Below are 5,477 nucleotides of genomic sequence, written 5' to 3'. Positions count from 1 at the left end.
TGCTTTCTTCTTATTCTTGTTCGGTAATGTTATGACGAGAGAAGGATTAGGACAAAATGGGCCGATTCATTTTCTATACACACAACCTGTTCGACGTGGAACTGTTTTCGTCAGTAAAGTTATCACAATTGCTCTGATGTCATTATTGACGGTTGTAGGTGTTGGTTTATTTTCGTTACTGCTAGGAGTTGTTTTTGATCGTTTAGGTGCATGGGATTATCCTGTATTGATCTATGAACCTGAGTTCCAGTTTAGCTTTATGCCGATGGGGACATTTTTAATATGGTCAGCGTCGTTGTTCTTAATGGTTCTTGTCTTTTGTTATGCTTGGTTGTTTTTATTTTCAGTATTAGCAAGACGAACATCGATTGCGATTGGTTTAACGTTAGCTGTCGTGTTTTTGGGTGTACAATTCAGCGATCAAATCATCGGTGCTTATAATCCATTCTTATATTTTGATGTGTACGAAATAATCACGCTGGAAACAGCGTTGGTGCAGGAGAATTTTAACATCAATCTAGTTAATGGTGTTGTGTCACTTGGAGTTAGTAGTTTACTAATTTTTGTCGTGTCATATTTTGTGATGAAAGTGAAAATGAAGTAGTGAGGGGTTTTTGCATGATTGTTAAAGTTGATGGTCTAAAGAAAAAGTACAAGAAGGATTGGGTTTTAAAAGGAATCGATATAGAAGTAGAAGAACCACAAATTATAGCGCTAGTTGGCCCAAATGGATCGGGTAAGACAACGTTGATGAATTGTATGACGAATTTGTTAACCTATGATCAAGGTGAAGTGGAATTACTCGGTCAGAAAAATACTGACACGAAAATTTTTAAAGACGTCTCGTATCTTCAAGATAACCGGATTTTATACGGAACGTTAACCGCTTATGATCATTTGAAATTTATTTGCGATGTTCAAGGGTTACCTAAATCGAAAATTGAAGAAGTCGCTAAGCGCGTCGGGATGGAAAGTTACTTAAAGAAACGCGTACAAAGTTTCTCATTAGGGATGAAGCAGCATTTGTTGTTAGCGATGGTTATTATTAATGATCCTAAGGTATTGTTAATGGATGAGCCACTAACAGGGTTGGATCCAACGAGTGCGATTGATATGCGTAATATTTTGTTAGAGCTAAGAGAAGAAGGAACGACGGTTATTGTTTCGTCGCACAACCTTGATGAAATTGATCGACTGACGAATAAAATTTACTTTTTAAAAGATGGCGCGCTTTTAAAAGAGTCGCTCGAGCAATTTGCAACGAAGGAATATTACTTAACTGTTGATGATTTGACGAAGGCTGAAGGTGTTTTGGAAGAAGCGGCCATTACTTTTTCAGTTTATAACCAAGAGCAAATAACTTTTGAAGAAACAGATGTTGAGCTTCAGACTGTCATTGATCATTTAAATAAGCAGGGTGTAGCAATTTTAGATATTGAAAATGAACGTGTCGGTGCTGAAAAGCGCTATCGTGAGCTGTTTGAAGGGGACGCATCTGTATGAAGTTACTAGTCTTTGAATTTAAAAAAATGTTCTTTTCGAAAAAGTTTTTAGTTTTATTGGCTTTTTTAGTCGCGTTAGTTGTACTGTTGTTTTTTCGGAATGTTATTTTTGAAGAGTATGTTTTAGATGAGAAGCAGTCGAACTATAGCTATTTAGTAGAAGTTAGCGAGATGAATAATCGCACTTATACTAGACAGCTTGAACAAGATCTTGAAGAAGGGACAGAAGAATATGAAGAAATAGAAATGCGTCAAGAGATGAACTTGGATCTTTTAAATACAGCTGATGAACTGCATAATTTAGTTGGGACAGATGAATGGCAGCAGCAATTAAATGTTGAAATATCTTTTATGGAACAAGTAAGAGATTATCGTATGGCAGAAGGGGAGTACCCCATTACTGAAGAGGAAATTCACCATACGCTTGCGCTGAACCAACAACTCTTAGCACAAGGTATTCCGAAAGAAATTGAGAACTATAGTCAAGCGCCACCTAATTTCTTGCTCCAAGTTGTTAATTTATGGGTGACGTTAGGTGCGTTAGTGGTTGTATTATTATTAATTGGTGACTTGATGACGAATGAATTTGAAAGTCGTTCGATTAACTTATTGTTCACGCAACCATTTAATCGTGCGCATATTATTGTGAGTAAATTTGTAAGCTCGCTGATTGTATACTTAATCGTTTCAGTGGTTGTGTTGTTGACCCCACTGGGAGTTAGTTATCTGTTTGGGACGGAAGGCAATTTCCAATACCCAGTCATTATTGAAGTGGATGGTGTTTTAAGGGCGCTGACGGCTGTTGATTATGTCGTGCAAGCTGTTGGATTAATGAGCGTGATGGTCGTGTTTATGATTTCGCTCTATTTACTTTATAGCTTGTTATTCAAACAAACGATTATGACACTGTTTGCTTTGTTAGGAACTTTATTATTAGGTTATATTTTAACCGCTACTTTTTCTATGGATGCCTTGGCGTGGTTTAATCCATTTAAATATGTCTTGCCTGAACAAGCAATTTTAACACAAGAAAATGAGAGATGGTACGATGCAATTCCAGTCACATTAATCGTATCATGTGTACTACTTTTCATTGCTTCAAGAAAAATTAAAACGAGTAAAGTTGATTAATAGGACCCGCGACAGCTTAGGTGGCTGTCGTGGGTTTTGGTTTATTTGAAGGTGTATTTTTTGCGAGTTTTGCCCGACAATAATTTGGTCTCGTCCGACAGGTAGTTTGTCCGACATTAAGTGGCAGTCGTAAGACAATTATGGTGATTTGTCCGTCAATAAGTCGCTGTTGTCCGACATTAAGGGTGATCTATTCGGTAATAAGCAGTCCTTATTCGGTAATAAACCGCTCTATTCGGTAATAAGCAGTCCTTATTCGGTAATAAATCGATCTATTCGGTAATAAACCGCTCTATTCGGTATTAAATCCCACTTATTCGGTAATAATACCTGCTATTCGGTAGTTATCAACTACACTACCCACTCTTCTTCTTCCCTGAAGCTGTGGTCTTTTTCTTTTGGCCACCGCCAGTAGATTTTTTCTTCTTCTGACCGCCTTTTTGCGTTTTGTTAAGCGACTTTTCTAAAGCGTCCATTAAGTCGGTGACGTTGTCTGGTTTTTCTGGTTCTTTCGCTGTTGCGACTTCTTCGCCGTCTTTCTTCTTCTCGATTAAATCAAGTAAAGCTGTTCGGTATTCGTCTGTATATTTTTCTGGATCGAATTCGGTTGTCAGTTGGTCGATTAACATTTTCGCTGTTTCTAATTCTTTTTCTACGACGTTATCTTCTTCTGGCACGTTCGGCACTTCGCCAACGTCCCGGACTTCATCTGGATAGTGGATCGTTTCCATGACGATCGTATTGTTATAAATACGTACGACAGCTAAATGTTCTTTTGAACGGATTGTAATTTTGGCTAGTCCAATTTTGCCGCTATCTTCTAAAGCTTGGCGTAGTAAGGAATAGGCTTTGCCACCGCCTTCGCTTGGCGATAAGTAATAACTTCTGTCAAAATATATGGGATCAATTTCCTCTAACTTAACAAAGTCGACGATTTCAACGGATTTATCGTCTTTTGCTTCTTTTAAATTTTCTAAGTCTTCATCTTCTAAAATGACGAATTTATTTTTCGTATACTCAAAACCTTTGACGATATCGTCGTTTGTCACTTCGGTTTCACAAACGGGGCACGTCTTTTCATATTTAACGGGGGACTGGCATTCTTTGTGCAAGTTGCGCAATTTAATGTCTTTGTTTTCAGTTGCGGAATGTAGCTTGACTGGTATATTGACAAGGCCGAAGCTTATCGTCCCTTTCCACATCGTATGCATCACGATCATCTCCTTTATTGGTTATCTTTTCTCGTTTAGTGATAAAAATGCACCTTTACGTTAAAAATAACCGTGTGAAATTGGAGGTGCGCGTTATGTGGAAGCCGATGTTGCTGACACTTGTTGAGGATATGCCGACAGGTGACAACTGGGTGTATGAAGTAAAATATGACGGATTTCGTTGTGGGCTTGAATGGACGGAAAAGGGAGTGAAACTGTGGAGTCGTAATGGCAATGACTTCACGGCACAGTTTCCTGAAATTACGGCTTGGTGTGAAGATCATTCTGAACAGGTCAAACCGCATCTACCGCTATTTATAGACGGTGAATTAGTCGTGTTGGATTCAGAATTAAAAGGGAACTTCTCACTTATTCAAACGCGTGGGCGCATGTCAGCGAAAGATCGAATCAAAAGTGTCAGCCAAAAAAGACCCGCGACGTTTATGGTATTTGATCTGTTGCAGCTTAAAGGAAAAAGTTTAGAAAGCCAACTTTTACATAAAAGGCGTAGTCAATTAGAGGAGTTATTCGGCGAAGGAGTATTTAGTTATAACGAAAGAATAAATGTCGTAAAGCAATACGATAATCCGCAGCAAATATGGCAAGATGTGCAATTCCATCAAGGTGAAGGAGTTGTAGCTAAAAACGAACGCTCCAAAGTAACGAGTGGAAAACGAAGTGAACAGTGGCAAAAGATTAAAAATTGGCGGACGGTTACAGGCTTTTTAACACAATGGAATATGGAAAATGAATATTTTGACGTATCGGTTTACAAAGGTGAGGAGATGACCCTTTTAGGTAAGCTGAAACACGGCTTTTCTGATGAAGAAAAAGAAACGCTTAAAGCTTTTGTTTATGAAAATGGTGAAAAAATAAACGCAAAAACATGGGAGATTCCGCCGAGTGTCTGTTTAGAAATTCACTGTTTAGAAGCAAAAGATCGAGAGCTGCGCGAGCCTGTCTTTCATCAATTTCGTTTTGACATAGAGCCTAGTGAATGTACGTGGGAACGTGTTCAAGAAGGGTTAGGGCAGTTGCCTGACTCTGTTGAAATTTCTAAGCCAGATAAGTTGCTATTTCCACAGTTTAATAAACGTGATTTTGTCTTATACTTGCGTGATGTGGCCCCACTTTTACTTCCAAGGTTACAAAATAAGCGATTGACGATGATTCGGTTTCCTGACGGTGTCGATGATCATTCATTTTACCAAAAACATTTGCCTGATTATGCACCTGACTTTATCCAAACAGTTCCGGGTGATGATGAAGATGAGGATATCGTCTGTCAAGATTTGCAGACATTGCTTTGGTTCGGCAACCATGCGGCAATTGAGTATCATGTGCCTTTTAACACAGTCGACTCAGAGTTACCTGATGAAATGGTCTTTGATTTAGATCCACCGACTCTAAAGCAGTTTCCGTTAGCGGTTTTCGCAGCACAGTTGATTAAAGAAATGTGTGAACACCAAGAGTATGACGTGTACGTGAAAACGTCGGGGAAAACGGGATTGCAGTTGCATATTCCGTTAGATGAAGAGACGACTTATGATGACACGCGTGAATTTATGGAAGCAGTGGCGCAAGTGCTCGTCGAAAAATATCCTGAAAAATTTACGATCGAGCGGTTGAAGAA

Annotated in this window: 5 protein-coding genes; 4 read left to right on the top strand and 1 reads right to left on the bottom strand. The window is 38.8% G+C overall.

The window, feature by feature from the left end; genetic code table 11:
* The 3 genes from A194_RS0114285 to A194_RS0114275 form a co-directional block, all read left to right on the top strand.
* On the top strand, nucleotides 1–604 hold a 604-nt coding region (locus A194_RS0114285), incomplete at its 5' end, for an ABC transporter permease subunit (RefSeq protein ID WP_017187489.1).
* A 14-nt stretch (nucleotides 605–618) separates the two neighbouring features.
* A complete protein-coding gene (locus tag A194_RS0114280; protein ID WP_017187488.1) occupies nucleotides 619–1,503 on the top strand; it encodes an ABC transporter ATP-binding protein in 885 nt (294 codons plus the stop codon).
* Nucleotides 1,500–2,633, top strand: a complete 1,134-nt coding sequence (locus A194_RS0114275; protein WP_017187487.1) for an ABC transporter permease — start codon at nucleotides 1,500–1,502, stop codon at nucleotides 2,631–2,633. Before A194_RS0114280 ends, A194_RS0114275 begins: the two co-directional genes overlap by 4 nt.
* A gap of 356 nt (nucleotides 2,634–2,989) precedes the next feature.
* Here the strand turns inward: A194_RS0114275 and ku are convergent, their stop codons facing one another.
* On the bottom strand, nucleotides 2,990–3,844 hold the full coding sequence (gene ku / locus A194_RS0114270; RefSeq protein ID WP_017187486.1) for a non-homologous end joining protein Ku: 855 nt from the start codon (nucleotides 3,842–3,844) through the stop codon (nucleotides 2,990–2,992).
* Nucleotides 3,845–3,939: 95 nt separating this feature from the next.
* Here ku and ligD point away from each other — a divergent pair.
* Nucleotides 3,940–5,477 (top strand): DNA ligase D (gene ligD, locus A194_RS0114265; RefSeq protein WP_017187485.1); only part of this gene is annotated, 1,538 nt, incomplete at its 3' end.

The sequence above is a fragment of the Alkalibacillus haloalkaliphilus C5 genome, from assembly GCF_000269905.1.
GTDB classification, from domain to species: Bacteria; Bacillota; Bacilli; order Bacillales; family Alkalibacillaceae; genus Alkalibacillus; species Alkalibacillus haloalkaliphilus_A.
Note: the sequence above shows the minus strand (reverse complement) of the source record. Positions and strands in the feature narration are given on the sequence as shown.